This is a genomic window from Bacillus sp. 2CMS4F (genome assembly GCF_023161785.1).
GTDB lineage: Bacteria > Bacillota > Bacilli > Bacillales > Bacillaceae > Bacillus > Bacillus halotolerans.
Genome location: NZ_JALNTO010000002.1, coordinates 257,511 through 271,719, shown reverse-complemented (window position 1 = coordinate 271,719; position 14,209 = coordinate 257,511). Strand labels below are relative to the sequence as shown.

Genomic DNA, 14,209 nt, shown 5'->3' with positions numbered 1-14,209 from the left:
GCCGAGCTTCTTGCAATCAGAACCCATTCGGCTGGCGCATGCCTTAAACTGAGAGCAACGTGTCATACAGGCCATGAGCTTATCTTCTTCCTGCACCCACAACGGCCGATCGTCTGCGATTACCACGTTTAACAGTGGACTTTCCCGCCTTTCTTTTGAGTTTTTTCAGCTCGTCCAGCTCGATGAAGCCAAGTGACTTATCAAGAGCCAGCACCTTGAGTGGTTTATCGTAAAGCCGCTCATACAGCTTGCGTTTGATGGCAAATTCCTTTGTTTCTACACCCTTGATGTCAATGATCTCGATGCTGCCGTCCAAGTTATGAACCTCAAAGTCTGCAATATATTCAATCTTCCGAAAAGTTTTGCCGTTCTTTTTGAATGCTTCTTGCAGCAGGAACCGTGGCTGCAGCTTAAAATCTTTGATCTGCTTGCTTACCTTGAGCCATTTCAGCTGCTCATAGTATTTGGCTTCGGCCCGGCTATCGAACGTGATACCGTCCACCTGTGTTTTTCTGGCGCCGTATTTATTTTTCTGCATTTGCTTTCTCCTTAATTTGTTTCCTAATCTCTAGTTCGTTCATGCCGCAATCTACACAATATTCATAGTCGGGCATCATCAAATGATCTTCTCCCGGCATAGTGCAGTAACTCATTTCCATGTGTTTATGTTCACAGGAGTCCTGACGTTTTTTCTGTTCTTCCTCTCTGACAACCGAGCAATATACTCTTTCATGCAACCTAGCCCCATGTTTTGTCATCAGCCGCTTTCCACAATGTTCACACTGATAAAGTGTCTGATTCTCTAACACTTTCATTCTGCCGCCTCCAAAAGCTGAGGATCTTCATAAATGTTGCCAATGACTTCCACATAACCGTTAAAAAGCAAATCGCCCAGACCATTTTCTATTTTTGAAACGTTCCAAAATCCCCATTTAGTTAACCATTCAACTTTTCCTATACCGGTATCAACTCCGCCTAACTCTTCCGCGCCGTTAGTGACTTTCACAATATCTCCCTCATAAATTTCTCGATCGTTCTTGTCCTTAAATCCGGTGTATTGCTGAAAAATTAAGTTTGAGTATTCTTCGTTTATGTCTAAAATGTCACTAGTGTTTCCAATAGGGAATTTGACTTCGCTATCTCCTAAAAAGATGTCGTTTATCAATCTGTCCCACTTCTTATGCCATGCTCTGAATTTAATCTGTCTCATTCTCCTTACCTCCCGTCATTCTCTTCCCATTGCTGAATCTGCTTTTCTTTTGCTGGCGCCGTGATTATTATGGCAGGCAGCAGGATCACCGCTTTAAGCACTGCGCATCAGCTCCATTTGTCTGATCTTTTCCTCAAGCACCCGAATAGCTGGTGTGAGGTCCTTGCCGCTCTTTTGTTCAGCAGGCCCGAACAAATACATTCCTTTGGATCCTATAACGTTCGTTTTCTCACTCAATCCCAATCACCCAATCTATGATTTAATTCCATTCGGTCTCCTTGAATGATCACCGTGTAGTATTTGCACATCTGGTGAATCCGAGAGCCCAACGCCTCGTCAACGTCTAGCAGTTCGTCCGTTGTGAGCTCAGAAGAGATCAACAAAGGCTTATGATTCAGGTAGCGATAATTCACAACTGACTGAATCTGTTCGACTTGCCATTCAGTGGCCCGAGGTTTCTTCACCCGTCCATCTTTGGTATTTGCATACACTGGCTTGAATAAGTCATCAATGAACAGCACATCTGCTTTTCGCATGGCGTTCAGCTTTGTTTCCAGCTGGTCAAAGTCATTTTTCAGATCACTCATGCCCTCAACGTAAGGGAAGTACATGCAGTGAATTGATTTCTTCTTAATGAGGTTGTTCATGATAGCCGTTAACAGATGGGTTTTTCCGCTGCCTGGCTGTCCCAGCAGAGCAATACTGTTGGCACGCTCTCCTTTGATCTTTTCAAAGTCCTTGAAGTATTCGACCGCGCATTCATAGGCATCTTTGATCATTTGGGGCTTGCCATCTAATTTGAAATTGCCGAACAGCAACTTTTCAAATTCCTCAGTAATGCCACTGGCTGCCATGAGCCGCGCTATTTTCTTTCGTTTCACACACTCACATTGCTTGGAATACGTCGTTTTCCATTCCCTGGCCTTATCCGGCGTGCAAACCTTGCCAGAAAGAAAGTCATCTTCCGGCACCATGCTCTCAGGCACTAATAGATCAAGCTGTTTGTCTAAATTCCATTTTGTGTCCTTGTGAACCCGATAAATCACAACGCCGCGATCCTTGCACTCTGAACACTCATACTCAACCTTTTCTTCTGATGCGGCCTGTTCTGTTTCCCAGGAACGCGATCTTGCTTGAAGACCCTTCATCATTGCTTGGAACGCTGTGTCTATGCTGACTGCTTTGTTTATAGCCATACTGTTGTTTCTCCTTTCTCTTTTGGCTGAACGGGTTTGACAGGATCGCCTCAATGTAGTTCAGGCCAACGTTGCTGCCTTTATTTCTGAAAGCCTGCTTCATTGCTTCCATGACCTTCTCTTCGCCGTAATCATCCACCATGTAGCCGATTCTTTGTGCCTCAATGGAGCCGATAGAACGAGCGACCTTATTTTCAAATAGCTCAAAAGCGTTTTTCATTTTGGGATCAACCTCCTGCGTTTCTTTTGGTGCTGGTGCAGGTTCCGGAACAGGCTTTTCAGATGGTTCCTGCTCCGATACAGGCGTTTCAAAAGAGATCAGCCTGTATTGCCCTGCCTTCCTACCCTGCGGCTTATATTCAATTCTCTTAAGATCAATCAACATTTTTCGGTGTTTGATCAACGTGTTTTCGGAAATCTCAATCTTCGCTTGCAAAGTGGTATTGGAAGTAGTGAACCACTCCCGCCACCCAGCTTTATTGTTGATGTGCAAAAGATGAAACCATAATGCTTGAGTTGTAGCAGACAACGGATTCGTTTCTAGCCAATTCATGAAGCCGTTCATTTCTTTCAGGTAGTTCATGGCTCACCTACTTCCTTTCACACAGTGCTGTCATTCCGCTGATGCGGACTAAACGTAAGCCAGGTTCATTTGTCTTTAGATAGCCTTCAACATAAGCACGGAACAGCTGCGCGCGATTTGGTGCCCCTTCTGCCAGCCACTTGTAACAGAAGGGGATACTAACCTTAATCAAATGAGAGGTCATCGTCGCTGATGTCTACAGGCTTGCCGTCAAAAGGATCAGCATCCTGCGCACTTGGTTTTTCCTCGGATGGTTCCGCATCAATGATTTCTGGCTCAGTCATTTCGTCAGTAATGTCAATTCGCTCGCGTTCCTCGTTATCCTCAATGACTGCCTTTTGCATTTCAACGGAGAGAATCCCCCACTTGCTGAGCATGGATTTTAGAACGGTTTTGAGTGCCATCGCATCCCAGTCCTTGCCCCAACCGAAGTCCGACTTGCTAAATTTCTTTTTGTGTTTCTCAACTTGCGCCTTTGTCCAATAGACAGTTTTTCGGAATCCATTTAAAAGTTCAAAATAAGCAGCGTAACCAATAACCGACTCCGATTCCCGCTTTTCAAAATCAATTTCAATTTCCTCGGTCAACGGATTCCACTTTTGCAATTCTCCTTCATGAACCGGTATGCAATTGATAGATTTATATTGGCCAGTCCGCAAAGCAAGCTGAATGTATCCTTTGTAACCAAGCTGAAATTGCGCGCGGCCTTTATACGGAACGATCCAGGCATAACCCAAGTTCTTATCCACTGGCAAATCAAGCGTTGCCGCCACCATAGCCGATGAAATTACACTCATAGGCTCTGCCTTTTGAAGCGTATTTTCACTGTTGTACAGGCTCAAAATTGACGCTGTGAATTGAGACGCTCTTTTTCCCAGAACTTCTTCGAATCGATTCATGACTGCCGGAGAAGAAAGTAGGCCCTTCATCGTTGTTCCCTGCTGTTGTCCTGGGGCACTGTTTTGTTTCTTCTGAATGCTGTTTTTAAGCGTTTGATTTGTAGCCATATTCAGCTAACCTCCTTAATTCCAAAGCGCCTGAATTGCACTTCTTTTGTGACTTTCTCGTATACATCTGGAAACTGCTCTTTTAGTTTCTTGCTGTCGATCCGGTTCGTTGAAACTGACTTCCAGCTAGTTTGATAGTTTCCGATGAAGCCGTATTCTGCTTCTTTCATTTCGTGTTTGATCTGGTTTTCTAATTCCTTTGCCTGCAATGTAAGTTCGTTTATCTGTTCTTTCAGATGCAAATACTGCTGAATGCGTGTTTTATTATCAGATGTGAGATCAACGACTTTGCCGCCTTCTGCCTCGGCATAACGTTGCTTGAGATATTCTTCTGCAGCACTCGAACCGTCAAGAACCGGAGCCTTTCCGCCCAAGACCTTTTCATTCCAAAATTCAATCTCAGCCTGAAAGATCATTGCAATGAGCTCGTCATCGCGCTCAATCTCTTTCCAAACGAATTTATTGCCGCCGATCAGTACAGCAAAATATGCTTTTTTATATTCTGGCCCCAGCACTCCTAGATAGTGTTGAACCTGAACAATATAGCTGTCAGGAATCTCGTCATCTTCCCACTCTTTCAGGTTGTATGCTGAAGTGGTTTTGCACTCCAATATGGCCTTTTCACCAACGATCATTCGGTCAACATTGGCTAATATAAAATCATGTTCTGGATGCTTGAGCATTGCTTTTCTTCGCCTTACTTTTTTACCGCTGCGTATCTCAAACTCTTTTGCAACAATATCTTCAAGAAGTGAACCGAAGTAAGCAGCCTCACTGCCTGATTCGCTCACAGGCACCTGACCTGTTTTGTCCAACCACAATTCAAACGGTGTTTGCCATTTGTTTATTCCTAAAATTACGGAAGCATCAGAACCGCCGATGCCCTTCCGTCGCTCAAGAAGCCATTCGTCCCGACTCATTTCCGCCGTCGAAGCGAAAACCTCTGCTTGCATCAGACCACCCCCACCTTTCTTTTGTATGCTTCCGTTCCAAGCCGCTGCCATTCCCGGTAATGATCCATTGAAGGAAAACTAAACTGAGCTTTTCCGTTTTTGGCGAATACAATTGAACCGCCGACCTGTCTTAAACGTTGCTGATCCTCTGCACGTTCACTGAATGCCACTTTTATTGCTTTAGCCATGTATAAAACCTCCATTGATTTTAATGAGGCATTTTGGTATAATTAAGTAACTATTCAAGTCAAAACGCCTTACCGAGTCCACTTTGCCGAGTGGACTTTTTTATTGCCCATTTATAAACTGGAAACCTAGCTGCTGTTTTAGGTATCGATCAAGATTTTCTCTCAAAATCAAAGTGCCGCAATCAATCACATAATCATCAATTGGTGTTACTTCATCCCCGAAAAAATCCTTTTGCGTTTCCGGCTCAGTCAGCCCGTCATGCCAGTTGTTCAGAATCATTGGGTTCTCGACTTCCATTTTCCTCAGCTCCTTCGTTTGCTTTAGCAAGTTTTGCAAGACTGTCGATCGCATTCTCTAATGAGTAAAATTCCTTATGAAGAATACTCACGGCACCTTTAATCTCTTCCTCTGAATATTTCGCGTTTTGGGCATGTCGCAAGAAGCTCGCCGCTAGCTCAAATTTTCTTAGATTCATCCCAAACACCTACTTATCACTGCCAAATTGATGCCCCGCTGTTGCATTTTCATAGCTGCTTCATACAACCGCCCTTTATTAGCCAGTCGGCTGATATCCTCTGTAAGAACTTTGATGCTTCCAGCAAGGCTGATTGCCTCTTCATAATCACCATCACGTAATGCCTCCGAAAGCATGATAGAAAGCTCTTCCGCAGATTCGATTTTTCTTTTAGCTGACTCTATATCTGTTTTCAAAAACTGATTGGTTTTCATACTAAAACCGCCTGCCTTTCCTCTTGTTTTGACATAGCAACCTGATCCATTAATGCTTTACGTGTCCACCTATCGGCCAGCTCTTGCATGTTTAAGCCGTGACTCCGCACTAATGAATAAATCAACGTTTTATTTGCTGGGATCAAATCAAATATTTGTTTGATGTCTCCCATCGGTATATCATCTGACCTTCCTGGTCGATCATTTGCCAGCCAACGAGCCAGATGTTTTGTCGCTTGCAATGCTTCTTCGAGCTGATGAATCATATTGATAACCGCGCTGCTTGCGCTCTCATTTAATGCCGGATCAATAGGCGCCGCTGCTGTCGGATGAAGCTTAAACAAGAAATGTACGAGATCAATATGTTCATAGGCTCCGCAAGCTTCAAACCACTTGATACACAGATCAGGCGTAAGAGGAAAAATACCGTTTTCGACATTGGAGACATATGATTGATCTCTATTCCCAATCACCTTGCCAATTTGATACTGCGACAATCCTGCCCTTTTGCGTTCCCGCCTGAGAATGCTTGGTAAATTGTCCATATTGTATGGATTGTTCGACATATGTTTGCCCCCTGATATATTTAGTTTTAATTGGTAAAATTTAAGTAATGAAAGAACTAGCTGGCTTGCTGTTTTTTCAGCTTATTGATGATGAAGGCTTGTCCCTTCGGAGTGATGCGCATTGTCAGCCAGGACTTCGGTGTCCCGTTTACTTGGCGCACCCCCTGTGCGATCTCAAAGAAACCTCGCTCGATGTATTCCTGGTATGGCTCATTCTTGTTGGCCATGATCATCTTCCATTCGCGCAGCTTCTGGAACAATCGCTTTTCACCAATCATGATGCCGTTTTTCGAAGCAAGCTTTGCCAGTTCTCTCACAAGCAATGATTTTTCAGCCGCCATGCAACTCTGTGCAAAGTTGACCAATGGTTCCTGAATCTTCACTGTTTGTTCAAGCCGCTGCCGTTCTTCCTCTTCGCTGATCCATCGCTTTGCCCGGCTGACTGGATCTTCGATCATGTAGGACGGTTCATTTAATTGTTGAATGTAATCTTTCATTCTCTTGAACTCGTTGATAAATCTAATTTTCATTTTCATGGCTTCTGGCGTTACATAGGCCATGACAACCAATGTGAATGCATCTTCTGTTAAATTGTATTTGCGATATTCTCGGCCGCGCCCATTCTCATAAGTTGACTCCGCAAAGTTGTGGAGTGAGAATTCCTTTTCGCCGGCTTGTTGAATTTTTTCAATTTGAACTTCGATGTCTCGCAGAACTGTGTCGTGACGTTTTCCGAATACCTCAGCCACTGTCAGGCTGTCTGTCACGGCTTGGTTGCCTTCAATAAAAACAATTTGTTTCATGCTGTTACCTCCTTGCTTGTCCACCAAAAAAAAGGTGAAGCAGAATATTAAGCGTGAAGCCTTAATTCTTTTTTAGAAGTGAAGTACGGCTCAAGAGCTTTACGGAAACACTCTTCTCTGTCCATCGTTCCGTAATATTCTTTGCCCATCTTGATGTTTGTTGTTTTTTTCTTAGTTTGTTTCGCCATGTGATCACCTCACGTCAGTGTATTCGTGTTGGACGGTTGGACTAACCAAGAATTTTGCTTACTTTGTAATCTATCAACCTTTCACTTGTGGTAAAATCTTCTACGTGAAAGGTGGGGAGAATATATGGATTTTAAGAAAATCAGTGACAATGCTTATCTTGAATGGTTTACAGAACACGCTGGTAATCTCAGCATGTACGGTAAGGAAGACTTACCGGAATTCATGAAAGATGAAAAAGATGTTCACTTATTTCTTCAAAAATTCGCTCAAGATATCAGCTTACTAACTGTCAAAAGCTATCATTCTGAGCTTGCTAAGAAACTGAAGGAATACGACATCGACCTTGAATCCTTAGAAATTCCAAACAAGAAATAAGACAAAATTCAACTTGGCCGGGACTGGATTTTTCAATGAAGTTGGCGGCTTCATTGATGGTCCAGTTCGTGGCTGAAGCAATTACTTTTGCTTTGTTCATTTGAATCTAACTCCTTTTATTGGTTCATATTAAGAAATTCTAAATTCACGTTTTAAGTTAATTTCTAATAGTTCTGAGTCGTCAAACTGCACTTTGGCGACTTTAGAACTGAACAACATATCTACATGTTGTTTGATCCGATTCCATTCAGACTGAGACATACCATTCAACAAACCGTTTAATTGATCTATCTTCTTTTGATTCATGTTTTCACTCCTATGCTGTGTGCTTTTTTGAATTACTCAAAACGCGTACCGAATCATCAAAAAAAAGAGTCCAGTTAAAATCAAGAACTTTTGCTATAGCCTTGGCTGTTTGAACCCCCGCATTACGCTCACCTTGTTCAATTGAAGCGTAAGTAGTTCGTGCGATTTTCGCTTTATCAGCAACATCTTTTTGAGTCAATCCTTTGTTTAAACGATGACACTTTAGCCATTCTCGTTGTTTTGATTTAGTGGTCATTCCTTTCACCTCCACTACTCATTTCGTGTCGTTGAATATAATATACTACGCATTTAGAGTATTGTAAACCCCTATACCTAAAAAAAATACTCTTTTCGAGTAATTTAATATACTACGCTTATTGTGTAGTTATAATGTTCTTAGTGCCACAAAATGTGAGAGGCGATAAAATATGAACTTTTCAACCAAAATAAAGAAATTAAGAGAAGAAAAGAAGATGAAGCAACAGGAAGTAGCAGATAAATTAGGTATTGCGCGTACAACCTACGCTTCATATGAACAGGGAAAAAGAGAGCCAGATCATGAGACTCTAATAAAAATTGCTGACTACTATAACGTCACTATTGATTTTCTTTTGAGAGGAGAAAGTCAGGAGACTCAAGATAAAATCTTCAACGAAGAAGCAAGAAGAATTCTTGAAGATCCTGATACTCTGGTAGCTGCTGCTGATGGAAAGATAACAGCTTCAATTTTAGAGGCAGCTCAAAGAATTATTGCTGAGCAATTAAAATCAGGTAGACAACCCGGAGATATTAAAAACGGGAACAAAAAATAATTACATAACATCTCTTTATCTTTATTTATTATTATTGTTTAGTTTAGTTTAATTAATGCTGAACACTTCGCCTCAAAATTTGAGGTAAAACATTCAGTTGAAACCATTTCAACCTCAATTTTTGAGGTGATCCGTGAGGTTATTTCTGCATTCAACCGCAAATTTTGAGGTAAAACATTCAGTATTTTTTAATCAGACGACAGAGAAAAAAAGTAAAAAAATCCTTTATCTAGTCGATACAAAAAGAGAGATAGCACTTCATTATAAAAGGGGAAATTACAATTGAAAAAATGGTTATTAGGTATTGGAGCTCTTACTCTCAGTTTTTCTTTAGCTGCATGTAATTCTGATTCATCAAGCAGTAATGAAAAAGCCTCTTCAAGCAAGACAAGTTCACTTAGTGCTGAGGACCAGTTTAAAAAAGATGCAAAATCATACGCCTATGAAAAAGTAAATAGCGCAGGCATTAAGAAAGGAACAAAAGTTGTTATTGAAGGCGATGTTACTTATGCCGATAAAGTCAATGATGATGGAGAAACAGTTTCTAAAAATGTTGAGTTTACTGTAAGTAAAAATAGCGATGGATCTGAAGTTTTCACAGTAAGCAATAAAAGTGAAGATAAGTTCAAACTAAAAGATACCGTTAAAATTTATGGTACATATGAAGGAAGAGCTGATGGAAGTGCCCTTCCTAAAGTGAAAGCCGTTTACGTTGAAAAAATTGATAAAGAAAAAGAGCAAGCTAAACAAGACGCTGCACTAAAAGAACAGTTTGAAAAAACTGGCGAAGGTGATATTGAAGGATTGGGCCACGTTAAAGATATTGGCGTTGGATATAACGACGAAGTCGGAATTGACGGCAAAGACACTCCTATAAAACCTGTTACTATGGGCAGCATGAAGTTATACATTAATAGTGTCGACGTACTCGAAATTCAACCAGATGATGATGCAAAATCACTTTATTTTAATGATCAAGATAAAGTTCGGGCTATTGTAGTCGATATGAAGGCCGAAAACACTTCTTCTAAAGACGTAACGTTTGACCCTAACCAAGCTGTTATTGTTACAAATACAGGAGAACAGCTGGAATCTGAAATGGGATTAATGGGTGAAGTAGGCGGAGACTTCTTAGGGAAAGTTAAAAAAGAAGGCCAGGCATGGTGGATACTTAAAGATAATTCAAAAGATATCAGTAGCTTGAAAATGATCATTTCTCCTCCAAGTGATGCAAAAACTTATGAGGATTTAGGAAGCGAGAAAAGACTTGATTTTAATATCTTGAGTTTTGAAGAAGCTAAGAAAAAAGACTCAAATTAAGTTGAGCCCCTAAAGGGGGCTTTTCTTTTCGCCAAAAATAGAACATACGTTTGTTCATCTTCAGCGAAATAGGTGATAAGATACAATAAAGCCCATGATAAAAGTCACATCTTTGGTTATTTAAGGGAGGTTTCATCTTTGAGATATACTAACAGCCATTTAGAGGATTGGATTGAACAGTTATACAGAGACATCAATATTACAAAGCCACATGAGATTAATTTTGATAGGATTGCTCAGGCCTTGGACATCTTAATAGTTTACAATCCAGAAACGAGTTTTGCTTTGCGATTCAACGGCATGTATACAATTTCTTTAGATTCGCGAAAGGCACGACAGGAACAGTGGCTGGATTTTGCTCATGAAGTTTGCCACGATTTTAGACACATGAACGATGATAAGATCATGCCCGCTTCATGGAAACGATATTTAGAGTACCAGGCCAATTATTTTGCGTATCACTTTTGTATACCTACTTTCATGCTCCGAGCAATGGACATCCCCCGTAATCAATACGACGCAGCTCAAGTCATTGCCGATGCCTTCAAGGTACCTGAATCATTTGCGATGACCCGCATCAATATGTACTTCAATAAAAAACGACTTATCATATAAAAAAAGAGCCCTTTAGAGGCTCTTAGTTTGCGACCGATATGCATACCATTTGAAATATGGTTTCGAACGGTTTTCTCACTGATAAATAGCTCGCTTGCAATCTCCTTTGTTGTCTTATCTTGAACGAGCAATTCGAACACTTCTCTTTCTCTTTTCGTTAGCAGCGGCTTCGATTGAAATTCTTTCTCCTTCAAGTATTGTAACCCTCCTTGCTAAGGTGAGAGCGAATCTGAAACGAATGGGTTTTGATATAGTCAAGATATCATATGTCAGGAGGGCGCAGGAGGTGACGTTTACAGAAGAATTAGTTTATGGTGTATGGAGAAGCTTTTCTTTCTCCTCATTCGTCCAGCTGACAGCCTTTCCGCTTTCCTTCGACACTTGAACCATGACAACAGCTCCGGTGAAGCAAGGCTCCCCTACGCTGTTTTCTCCGAGGTAATGCAAGGTGAGGGATGAACTGCCGACAGCGCTTGTTTTCACATAAATACGCAAGTCTTCATAAGGCATAACTTGGCGCAGATAATCACATTGCTGACTGGCGACGACTGTCATGGTTTGCTTATGTTGTTTCATCATATTCAGATTTTTAAAATAAGATATCCTCGCTTCTTCAAAATAGATGAAAGGGATTACATTATTCATATGCCCAAACATATCTGTCTCAGAAAATCGTACAGATACTTCATTAAAAAAAGAAAAGGATTCTTTCCATTTTTGAAACGGCATGTCAATGTAAGCAGGAAGCTTCATTTCACTCATCTCCTTATTGTTAAAAAAACCTCTCCCATGCGGAAGAGGTTTTTTCATCTTATACTCTGTCGCTTCCGAAGAAATTGCGGAATGCTTGTAAGTTTGTATCCCTGTTTAAGGCAGCGATAGAAGTGGTAAGCGGAATGCCTTTCGGACAGGATTGAACGCAGTTTTGCGAGTTGCCGCAATCTGCAAGGCCTCCTTCATCCATCAGCGCTTCCAGCCGGTCGGATTTGTTCATGGCTCCTGTCGGATGGGCGTTAAACAGACGGACCTGAGACATCGGAGCAGGCCCCATGAATTTCGATTTGCTGTTTACATTCGGGCAGGCTTCCAGGCAGACACCGCACGTCATGCATTTTGATAATTCATATGCCCACTGGCGGCGTTTTTCCGGCATTCTCGGTCCCGGTCCTAAATCGTACGTGCCGTCGATCGGTATCCACGCTTTTACTTTTTTCAGAGAATTAAACATTCTGCTGCGGTCAACCTGCAGATCACGCACGACCGGGAATGTTTTCATCGGTTTTAAGCGGATCGGCTGTTCAAGCTGGTCAACAAGCGCCGTACAAGACTGGCGGGGCTTTCCGTTTATAACCATTGAACATGCGCCGCATACTTCTTCAAGACAGTTCATATCCCATGTGACAGGAGTTGTCTTTTCACCCTTCACGTTAACCGGATTCCGGCGGATTTCCATTAAAGCGGAAATGACGTTCAGGTTCGGGCGGTATGGTATTTCAAATTCTTCATCGTAAGGCGTGCTGTCGGGTGTATCTTGACGTGTGATAATAAATCGTATGGTCTTTTTCTCACTCATGATTATTTCGCCACCTTCTTCTTCGAGTAATCCCGTTTCCGAGGCGTTATCAGTGATACATCGACATCCTGATACTCAAACTCAGGCGCTTCATACGGGCTTACATGTTTAGCCATTGTTGTTTTGAGCCATTCATCATCATTACGCTCAGGGAAATCCGGTTTATAATGGGCGCCCCTGCTTTCATTACGGTTGTAAGCACCCAGTGTAATCACCCTGGCAAGCTGAAGCATGTTTGAAAGCTGGCGTGTAAACATAGCTCCCTGGTTGCTCCATTTTGTCGTGTCATTGATGTTAATCTTTTTATACCGCTCCATTAACTCCTGAATTTTGTCATCTGTTTTCAACAGCTTGTCGTTATGGCGGACAACCGTCACATTCGCCGTCATCCATTCCCCGAGCTCTCTATGGAGGACGTATGCATTTTCGTTTCCGTCCATATTCATAATCTCAGCCCATTTTTCTTCTTCTTTTTTCACGTGGGCATCGAATATCGATGAAGACAGATCCTCTGCGGAAGATTCTAAGCCGTTTACATATTTCACAGCATTCGGTCCGGCTACCATTCCTCCGTAAATCGCGGAGAGCAGGGAGTTTGCTCCCAAGCGGTTGCCTCCGTGCATGGAGTAATCACATTCTCCAGCGGCAAACAGTCCCGGGATATTTGTCATTTGATCGTAATCTACCCATAAGCCGCCCATTGAATAATGAACCGCAGGGAAGATTTTCATCGGGAGTTTGCGCGGGTCGTCTCCCATGAATTTCTCATAAATCTCAATGATGCCGCCGAGCTTAATATCAAGCTCTTTTGGATCTTTATGAGACAGATCGAGATACACCATGTTCTCGCCATTGATGCCGAGTTTCTGATTCACACACACATCAAATATTTCGCGTGTCGCAATATCACGCGGCACCAAGTTTCCATATGCAGGATATTTTTCCTCAAGGAAATACCACGGCTTACCGTCTTTGTATGTCCACACACGTCCGCCTTCACCGCGCGCCGATTCACTCATCAGCCTTAATTTATCATCCCCCGGTATAGCTGTCGGGTGGATTTGAATGAATTCTCCATTTGCATAATACGCTCCCTGCTGATAAACGATCGATGCAGCAGACCCTGTATTAATCATGGAGTTTGTGGATTTACCGAAAATGATTCCCGGTCCGCCTGTCGCCATAATGACAGCGTCAGAACGGAAGGATTCAATTTGCATGTTTGTCAGGTTTTGCGCGACAATTCCGCGGCAGGTTCTGTCATCATCTAATATAGCGCCAAGGAATTCCCAGCCTTCGTATTTTGTGACCAGACCGGCCACCTCGTATCTGCGCACTTGCTCGTCCAAAGCGTAAAGCAGCTGCTGGCCAGTCGTCGCACCTGCATAAGCTGTTCTGTGGTGCTGTGTACCCCCAAATCGGCGGAAATCAAGCAGCCCCTCAGGCGTCCGGTTAAACATGACGCCCATCCGGTCTAATAAGTGGATAATTGATGGCGCCGCTTCACACATCGCCTTAACCGGCGGCTGATTGGCAAGAAAGTCTCCCCCGTATACAGTATCGTCAAAATGTTCCCACGGAGAGTCGCCTTCCCCTTTTGTATTGACTGCTCCGTTGATGCCGCCTTGGGCACAAACCGAATGAGAACGTTTCACAGGAACGATGGAAAACAGCTTAACCGCCATTCCTGATTCCGCTGCTTTGATTGTCGCCATGAGGCCGGCAAGACCCCCGCCGACTACAATAATGCTTGTTTGACTCATGATAGCCCCTCTCCCTCTAG

The 14,209-nt window shown here is 42.6% G+C and carries 23 protein-coding genes and 1 pseudogene; 4 read left to right on the top strand and 20 right to left on the bottom strand.

What is annotated here, in order from left to right; genetic code table 11:
• Positions 1–79: 79 nt before the first annotated feature.
• From MTN95_RS04675 to MTN95_RS04610, 14 genes are all read right to left on the bottom strand, one after another.
• The gene (locus MTN95_RS04675; protein WP_248337150.1) at positions 80–538 is read right to left on the bottom strand and encodes a DUF1064 domain-containing protein; all 459 of its coding nucleotides are present in this window, start codon (positions 536–538) and stop codon (positions 80–82) included.
• Positions 525–815 (bottom strand): hypothetical protein, encoded by a 291-nt coding sequence (locus tag MTN95_RS04670; protein WP_248337148.1) that lies wholly within the window; start codon positions 813–815, stop codon positions 525–527. The genes MTN95_RS04675 and MTN95_RS04670 overlap by 14 nt, the downstream gene beginning before the upstream one ends.
• Positions 812–1,210: a YopX family protein gene (locus MTN95_RS04665; protein ID WP_248337146.1), complete on the bottom strand. Its 399-nt coding sequence runs from the start codon at positions 1,208–1,210 to the stop codon at positions 812–814. Before MTN95_RS04665 ends, MTN95_RS04670 begins: the two co-directional genes overlap by 4 nt.
• Before the next feature lie 93 nt (positions 1,211–1,303).
• Complete coding sequence (locus MTN95_RS04660) at positions 1,304–1,447, bottom strand: hypothetical protein (RefSeq protein ID WP_248337144.1); 144 nt, start codon at positions 1,445–1,447, stop codon at positions 1,304–1,306.
• Positions 1,444–2,406, bottom strand: coding sequence for an ATP-binding protein (locus tag MTN95_RS04655; protein ID WP_248337143.1), 963 nt, complete (start codon positions 2,404–2,406; stop codon positions 1,444–1,446). Before MTN95_RS04655 ends, MTN95_RS04660 begins: the two co-directional genes overlap by 4 nt.
• Positions 2,291–2,989 carry a DnaD domain protein gene (locus MTN95_RS04650; protein WP_248337141.1) on the bottom strand — a complete coding sequence of 233 codons (699 nt, stop codon included), beginning with the start codon at positions 2,987–2,989 and terminating at the stop codon, positions 2,291–2,293. Before MTN95_RS04650 ends, MTN95_RS04655 begins: the two co-directional genes overlap by 116 nt.
• 164 nt (positions 2,990–3,153) lie before the next feature.
• A complete protein-coding gene (locus MTN95_RS04645; RefSeq protein WP_248337139.1) occupies positions 3,154–3,996 on the bottom strand; it encodes a recombinase RecT in 843 nt (280 codons plus the stop codon).
• Between the two features lie 2 nt (positions 3,997–3,998).
• Positions 3,999–4,949 carry a YqaJ viral recombinase family nuclease gene (locus MTN95_RS04640; protein WP_248337137.1) on the bottom strand — a complete coding sequence of 317 codons (951 nt, stop codon included), beginning with the start codon at positions 4,947–4,949 and terminating at the stop codon, positions 3,999–4,001.
• Positions 4,949–5,137 (bottom strand): hypothetical protein, encoded by a 189-nt coding sequence (locus MTN95_RS04635; protein WP_248337135.1) that lies wholly within the window; start codon positions 5,135–5,137, stop codon positions 4,949–4,951. The genes MTN95_RS04640 and MTN95_RS04635 overlap by 1 nt, the downstream gene beginning before the upstream one ends.
• Positions 5,138–5,237: 100 nt before the next feature.
• The gene (locus MTN95_RS04630; protein ID WP_248337133.1) at positions 5,238–5,435 is read right to left on the bottom strand and encodes a YqaI family protein; all 198 of its coding nucleotides are present in this window, start codon (positions 5,433–5,435) and stop codon (positions 5,238–5,240) included.
• A gap of 174 nt (positions 5,436–5,609) precedes the next feature.
• Positions 5,610–5,867, bottom strand: a complete 258-nt coding sequence (locus MTN95_RS04625) for a YqaH family protein (RefSeq protein ID WP_248337131.1) — start codon at positions 5,865–5,867, stop codon at positions 5,610–5,612.
• On the bottom strand, positions 5,864–6,433 hold the full coding sequence (locus MTN95_RS04620) for a helix-turn-helix domain-containing protein (RefSeq protein ID WP_248337130.1): 570 nt from the start codon (positions 6,431–6,433) through the stop codon (positions 5,864–5,866). Before MTN95_RS04620 ends, MTN95_RS04625 begins: the two co-directional genes overlap by 4 nt.
• Positions 6,434–6,489: 56 nt before the next feature.
• Entirely contained in the window at positions 6,490–7,236 is a 747-nt protein-coding gene (locus tag MTN95_RS04615; RefSeq protein WP_248337128.1) for a Rha family transcriptional regulator, read from the bottom strand.
• A gap of 47 nt (positions 7,237–7,283) precedes the next feature.
• The gene (locus tag MTN95_RS04610; RefSeq protein ID WP_017696669.1) at positions 7,284–7,424 is read right to left on the bottom strand and encodes a hypothetical protein; all 141 of its coding nucleotides are present in this window, start codon (positions 7,422–7,424) and stop codon (positions 7,284–7,286) included.
• Between the two features lie 124 nt (positions 7,425–7,548).
• On the opposite strand from MTN95_RS04610, the gene MTN95_RS04605 reads away from it, so the two are divergent.
• Positions 7,549–7,800, top strand: a complete 252-nt coding sequence (locus MTN95_RS04605) for a hypothetical protein (RefSeq protein ID WP_041345248.1) — start codon at positions 7,549–7,551, stop codon at positions 7,798–7,800.
• Between the two features lie 129 nt (positions 7,801–7,929).
• Here MTN95_RS04605 and MTN95_RS04600 read toward each other — a convergent pair whose 3' ends face one another.
• Positions 7,930–8,106, bottom strand: coding sequence for a hypothetical protein (locus MTN95_RS04600; RefSeq protein ID WP_248337126.1), 177 nt, complete (start codon positions 8,104–8,106; stop codon positions 7,930–7,932).
• 10 nt (positions 8,107–8,116) lie between these two features.
• Complete coding sequence (locus MTN95_RS04595) at positions 8,117–8,362, bottom strand: helix-turn-helix transcriptional regulator (protein ID WP_248337124.1); 246 nt, start codon at positions 8,360–8,362, stop codon at positions 8,117–8,119.
• A gap of 172 nt (positions 8,363–8,534) precedes the next feature.
• Between MTN95_RS04595 and MTN95_RS04590 the strand changes: the two genes are divergently transcribed.
• From MTN95_RS04590 to MTN95_RS04580, 3 genes are all read left to right on the top strand, one after another.
• The gene (locus tag MTN95_RS04590) at positions 8,535–8,918 is read left to right on the top strand and encodes a helix-turn-helix domain-containing protein (protein ID WP_248337122.1); all 384 of its coding nucleotides are present in this window, start codon (positions 8,535–8,537) and stop codon (positions 8,916–8,918) included.
• A 282-nt stretch (positions 8,919–9,200) separates the two neighbouring features.
• A complete protein-coding gene (locus MTN95_RS04585; RefSeq protein ID WP_248337120.1) occupies positions 9,201–10,238 on the top strand; it encodes a hypothetical protein in 1,038 nt (345 codons plus the stop codon).
• Positions 10,239–10,376: 138 nt separating this feature from the next.
• Positions 10,377–10,853, top strand: coding sequence for an ImmA/IrrE family metallo-endopeptidase (locus tag MTN95_RS04580; protein WP_248337117.1), 477 nt, complete (start codon positions 10,377–10,379; stop codon positions 10,851–10,853).
• A gap of 41 nt (positions 10,854–10,894) precedes the next feature.
• Here MTN95_RS04580 and gerE read toward each other — a convergent pair.
• From gerE to sdhA, 4 genes and pseudogenes are all read right to left on the bottom strand, one after another.
• Positions 10,895–11,047 (bottom strand): annotated as a pseudogene (gerE, locus tag MTN95_RS04575) (spore germination transcription factor GerE); the annotation flags it as partial.
• Between the two features lie 115 nt (positions 11,048–11,162).
• Entirely contained in the window at positions 11,163–11,606 is a 444-nt protein-coding gene (locus MTN95_RS04570; protein ID WP_103671725.1) for an acyl-CoA thioesterase, read from the bottom strand.
• Between the two features lie 58 nt (positions 11,607–11,664).
• Positions 11,665–12,426, bottom strand: a complete 762-nt coding sequence (gene sdhB, locus MTN95_RS04565) for a succinate dehydrogenase iron-sulfur subunit (protein WP_024122397.1) — start codon at positions 12,424–12,426, stop codon at positions 11,665–11,667.
• Positions 12,427–12,428: 2 nt separating this feature from the next.
• The gene (gene sdhA / locus MTN95_RS04560; RefSeq protein ID WP_044154038.1) at positions 12,429–14,189 is read right to left on the bottom strand and encodes a succinate dehydrogenase flavoprotein subunit; all 1,761 of its coding nucleotides are present in this window, start codon (positions 14,187–14,189) and stop codon (positions 12,429–12,431) included.
• Positions 14,190–14,209 lie beyond the last annotated feature (20 nt).

What these genes read in the sequence shown, in the direction of transcription:
- MTN95_RS04675 (WP_248337150.1), bottom strand. Translation starts at nt 538, where the DNA reads ATGCAGAAAAATAAATACGGCGCCAGAAAAACACAGGTGGACGGTATC.
- MTN95_RS04670 (WP_248337148.1), bottom strand. Translation starts at nt 815, where the DNA reads ATGAAAGTGTTAGAGAATCAGACACTTTATCAGTGTGAACATTGTGGA.
- MTN95_RS04665 (WP_248337146.1), bottom strand. Translation starts at nt 1,210, where the DNA reads ATGAGACAGATTAAATTCAGAGCATGGCATAAGAAGTGGGACAGATTG.
- MTN95_RS04655 (WP_248337143.1), bottom strand. Translation starts at nt 2,406, where the DNA reads ATGGCTATAAACAAAGCAGTCAGCATAGACACAGCGTTCCAAGCAATG.
- MTN95_RS04650 (WP_248337141.1), bottom strand. Translation starts at nt 2,989, where the DNA reads ATGAACTACCTGAAAGAAATGAACGGCTTCATGAATTGGCTAGAAACG.
- MTN95_RS04645 (WP_248337139.1), bottom strand. Translation starts at nt 3,996, where the DNA reads ATGGCTACAAATCAAACGCTTAAAAACAGCATTCAGAAGAAACAAAAC.
- MTN95_RS04640 (WP_248337137.1), bottom strand. Translation starts at nt 4,949, where the DNA reads ATGCAAGCAGAGGTTTTCGCTTCGACGGCGGAAATGAGTCGGGACGAA.
- MTN95_RS04635 (WP_248337135.1), bottom strand. Translation starts at nt 5,137, where the DNA reads ATGGCTAAAGCAATAAAAGTGGCATTCAGTGAACGTGCAGAGGATCAG.
- MTN95_RS04630 (WP_248337133.1), bottom strand. Translation starts at nt 5,435, where the DNA reads ATGGAAGTCGAGAACCCAATGATTCTGAACAACTGGCATGACGGGCTG.
- MTN95_RS04625 (WP_248337131.1), bottom strand. Translation starts at nt 5,867, where the DNA reads ATGAAAACCAATCAGTTTTTGAAAACAGATATAGAGTCAGCTAAAAGA.
- MTN95_RS04620 (WP_248337130.1), bottom strand. Translation starts at nt 6,433, where the DNA reads ATGTCGAACAATCCATACAATATGGACAATTTACCAAGCATTCTCAGG.
- MTN95_RS04615 (WP_248337128.1), bottom strand. Translation starts at nt 7,236, where the DNA reads ATGAAACAAATTGTTTTTATTGAAGGCAACCAAGCCGTGACAGACAGC.
- MTN95_RS04610 (WP_017696669.1), bottom strand. Translation starts at nt 7,424, where the DNA reads ATGGCGAAACAAACTAAGAAAAAAACAACAAACATCAAGATGGGCAAA.
- MTN95_RS04605 (WP_041345248.1), top strand. Translation starts at nt 7,549, where the DNA reads ATGGATTTTAAGAAAATCAGTGACAATGCTTATCTTGAATGGTTTACA.
- MTN95_RS04600 (WP_248337126.1), bottom strand. Translation starts at nt 8,106, where the DNA reads ATGAATCAAAAGAAGATAGATCAATTAAACGGTTTGTTGAATGGTATG.
- MTN95_RS04595 (WP_248337124.1), bottom strand. Translation starts at nt 8,362, where the DNA reads ATGACCACTAAATCAAAACAACGAGAATGGCTAAAGTGTCATCGTTTA.
- MTN95_RS04590 (WP_248337122.1), top strand. Translation starts at nt 8,535, where the DNA reads ATGAACTTTTCAACCAAAATAAAGAAATTAAGAGAAGAAAAGAAGATG.
- MTN95_RS04570 (WP_103671725.1), bottom strand. Translation starts at nt 11,606, where the DNA reads ATGAAGCTTCCTGCTTACATTGACATGCCGTTTCAAAAATGGAAAGAA.
- sdhB (WP_024122397.1), bottom strand. Translation starts at nt 12,426, where the DNA reads ATGAGTGAGAAAAAGACCATACGATTTATTATCACACGTCAAGATACA.
- sdhA (WP_044154038.1), bottom strand. Translation starts at nt 14,189, where the DNA reads ATGAGTCAAACAAGCATTATTGTAGTCGGCGGGGGTCTTGCCGGCCTC.